The sequence below is a fragment of the Vibrio sp. 1S139 genome, from assembly GCF_041439475.1.
GTDB classification, from domain to species: domain Bacteria; phylum Pseudomonadota; class Gammaproteobacteria; order Enterobacterales; family Vibrionaceae; genus Vibrio; species Vibrio crassostreae_C.
This window is the reverse complement of sequence record NZ_JBGOOD010000140.1, coordinates 1-2,631: the sequence shown is the minus strand read 5'-3', so window position 1 is coordinate 2,631 and position 2,631 is coordinate 1. Positions and strand designations below refer to the sequence as shown.

3 protein-coding genes and 1 pseudogene are annotated in these 2,631 nt (G+C 43.8%); 2 read left to right on the top strand and 2 right to left on the bottom strand.

All coding sequences use genetic code 11. The features are described from left to right. Window positions 1–50 precede the first annotated feature (50 nt). Both ACED46_RS21715 and ACED46_RS21710 read left to right on the top strand, forming a co-directional pair. Window positions 51–293: pseudogene (locus tag ACED46_RS21715) on the top strand (DUF2913 family protein); the annotation flags it as partial. 54 nt (window positions 294–347) lie between these two features. Continuing rightward, window positions 348–560 (top strand): hypothetical protein, encoded by a 213-nt coding sequence (locus ACED46_RS21710; protein WP_069545225.1) that lies wholly within the window; start codon window positions 348–350, stop codon window positions 558–560. A gap of 63 nt (window positions 561–623) precedes the next feature. On the opposite strand, the gene ACED46_RS21705 is transcribed toward ACED46_RS21710, so the two are convergent. Both ACED46_RS21705 and ACED46_RS21700 read right to left on the bottom strand, forming a co-directional pair. Then, window positions 624–977: a hypothetical protein gene (locus tag ACED46_RS21705; RefSeq protein WP_045493099.1), complete on the bottom strand. Its 354-nt coding sequence runs from the start codon at window positions 975–977 to the stop codon at window positions 624–626. A gap of 4 nt (window positions 978–981) precedes the next feature. Continuing rightward, window positions 982–2,286: a hypothetical protein gene (locus ACED46_RS21700; RefSeq protein ID WP_371722433.1), complete on the bottom strand. Its 1,305-nt coding sequence runs from the start codon at window positions 2,284–2,286 to the stop codon at window positions 982–984. Window positions 2,287–2,631 lie beyond the last annotated feature (345 nt).

Here is a 2,631-nt window from a genome sequence, read left to right as displayed (position 1 = left end):
GCGGTATCTGTGTTGAGGCTTGAAAGTCAATGAGTCGATTTAAAGACGCTTACGAAGAAGGCAGCGAGGCGGAACCTGATATTCTTTACATGATTGAAGACCAAATCGAGCACGGCTTTGACCAGGAACACAACCAAGTTACACCGCTATCGATGCTAATCCAATTAGAACGCGCCCCAGAGCTCATCGAGTCCATCAACCACCACGGCCTGTTCCTTGCTGAAATGAAAGAATGGAATGCCCAGACACATCAAGCGCACATCCTTGTTCATCCAATTCACCATCAGATGTAATATCGCTACGAAATTTGCACTGTAAAACACAAACCTACTGAGGACACCGATTTTATGCCGACTTTTCACGTTACATACTTCAATGCGAAAGAAAAGAAAATTGAGGAAGAAAGCATCTTCATGAAGAACCTAGCGGCAGCAAAGCGCTCAGCGTCTCACCATGCTCCTGATGACACTCGATATATAGAGATCAAAGACTTAATGGAAAGAGAACTCACGCGCTATGACGATGGCAACGGTTGGAAGGACACATCTAAAGATGCATAACGTCAAAATGGCAATGACATTTTGACGTTATTCACCGAGTAAGGACTGAGTTCGCAAGTTTAATCAGAATGAAATCCCTAGCCCTCTTTCAAGAAAAGCTAGAAAGAAAACAATTAACCAACTCCACATGCCTAACGTATTAACCCACATAAAGACTTTAAATTTTTTAGAATTCGTTGTTGCTCTAGATCGTATAAAAGGGTAAATAACCCAGAATCCAAACAAGCGGCAAGCAATGTTTGATGAAATCATACATCTTGGATGCCGGTGCAATTTATCAACATTTTTTGATAATTGATGGTCAATAAAAACTATTCTCTGAGGATCGCCTAAAGAAACCATAGAACTCATAACTACCGCAGGAACAGACCAAATAAGGGCATAGAAACCAAACGAAACCACTAACCAATCCAACATAAAATCACCTCAAAGCTGATTCTGCACTTTCATATATAAAGTCAGCTCCCCACTTCCCAGTAGTAGCACCAGCCACACCACCAACGGCTCCTCCGACAACAAAAGAACCTATTGCAGCAATAGCAAGTACAGGAGCAGAACTTACACCTACTACGCCCAACACAAGCATTACACCCCCTGTTAGTAACTCTGCACCAACTGAGCCGCCCACAAAGCCACCAATAAACCCGCCAATTTCACGGGTTGTTGTCTTACCACAATTCCCCGTACTATCAACCTTGCACGCCTCATAGATATTACTCATACCACTGGCAGCACCTATCACTAAACCGACATACCCCAAACCTCTAGACGCCGTGATACCTATCGAAATATTGCCAATGCGCTTACCAAGCTCTTTCACAAAGCCGGTTTTTAAAATTTCATCCGCATTGTGAATAACGGACTTAGTGGAGAGTTTGAGGTTACGCTTGATTTGCGTGTAAATAGGGAGTTGAACACTGCGCTTAGACAACATCGCGAATGAACCATCGAGCTTTTTAAACAGATCAGCACGGTCAGCAACGAATGCACCGTAATTCATCCCCATCCCTCCAGTACGACTCGCCATTGCGACTTGAGAAACATAGAGGTTGTTGATCTCTAACAGCACGTTTTGAATGTTCTTTAGGTTTTGTTCGACAAGTGCAGACGTAGCCCCAACGCCCGTAGCCACTTGAGCATAGAAATCCGTTGGTAAACCATCTTTGCGAATTCTTTCATCCAACTGATGGGAGAAAAGTTCAAAATGACGATTAAGGGTGGCCACTTCCTCACCCAGAAGTTTGCCTAATTCAGCGCTGGCAATCTTGGCTTCTTCTAACCATTTATCGAGCAAACTCTGCTCGTCTGGTGTTTGCGGCAGCGTGGTAGGGAGTAGAACAATTTCCCCCTGACGGACGGGGTCGTTAAGATGAACATTGCACTGTTTGATGGTTTGCTTTTGTTCTTCCGTGGTTTCTGAGGTGAAAAGACTTTCCCACAGTTCATCTTGTGACTGCGTGACAGGCGATTGCATCCAACCAAGTTCAAAAGTGACCTGTTGACGCTCAGCAATGACGCGTTCACGGTTCCTCGCCCATCGGTCGTAGTCTTCTTGGGTAAAGGTTAATTCGGCTTGACGCTCTCGGCGCTGACGTGCTGCACGCTCTCTAACCGTTTCCTCTCGAACTGGTGGTTTTCTTAGAGCCTCTTCATCATGAAGAGGCTTGTACCCTCCGCCAGAAGAACTCAGCGGCTTTTTCTTTTTATCCAAAAAATCATGTGGCATTAGACACCTAACTTCCAATAAATATTGCTATTAAGCCATCATAACGACTCTTTTATTTGGGTGTTATTGTTCATATGGAAAATCGCCGACTTCACTATAAAAATGCTCATTTTGACAGGAAAAACCACCTAAATGAGCAGCCCTAGTAAACGGGTTGAACTCGAACTTGCACCAAACATACATTCCGGACACTTCATAGTTACGAAGTACCAAGTGTCGGTGGACAACTAAGATCTGAACTCTGACAATAAAGATTAGAACTTGAACATTAAAGTTTGAAACTTTTCTCGGGAGCTATGCTGATTTCTGGTGTATGGAAGAGAAAGTAAGTTGCGGTGTAATCTG

Coding starts and splice junctions, on each gene's coding strand:
- ACED46_RS21710 (WP_069545225.1), top strand. CDS start 348: ATGCCGACTTTTCACGTTACATACTTCAATGCGAAAGAAAAGAAAATT.
- ACED46_RS21705 (WP_045493099.1), bottom strand. CDS start 977: ATGTTGGATTGGTTAGTGGTTTCGTTTGGTTTCTATGCCCTTATTTGG.
- ACED46_RS21700 (WP_371722433.1), bottom strand. CDS start 2,286: ATGCCACATGATTTTTTGGATAAAAAGAAAAAGCCGCTGAGTTCTTCT.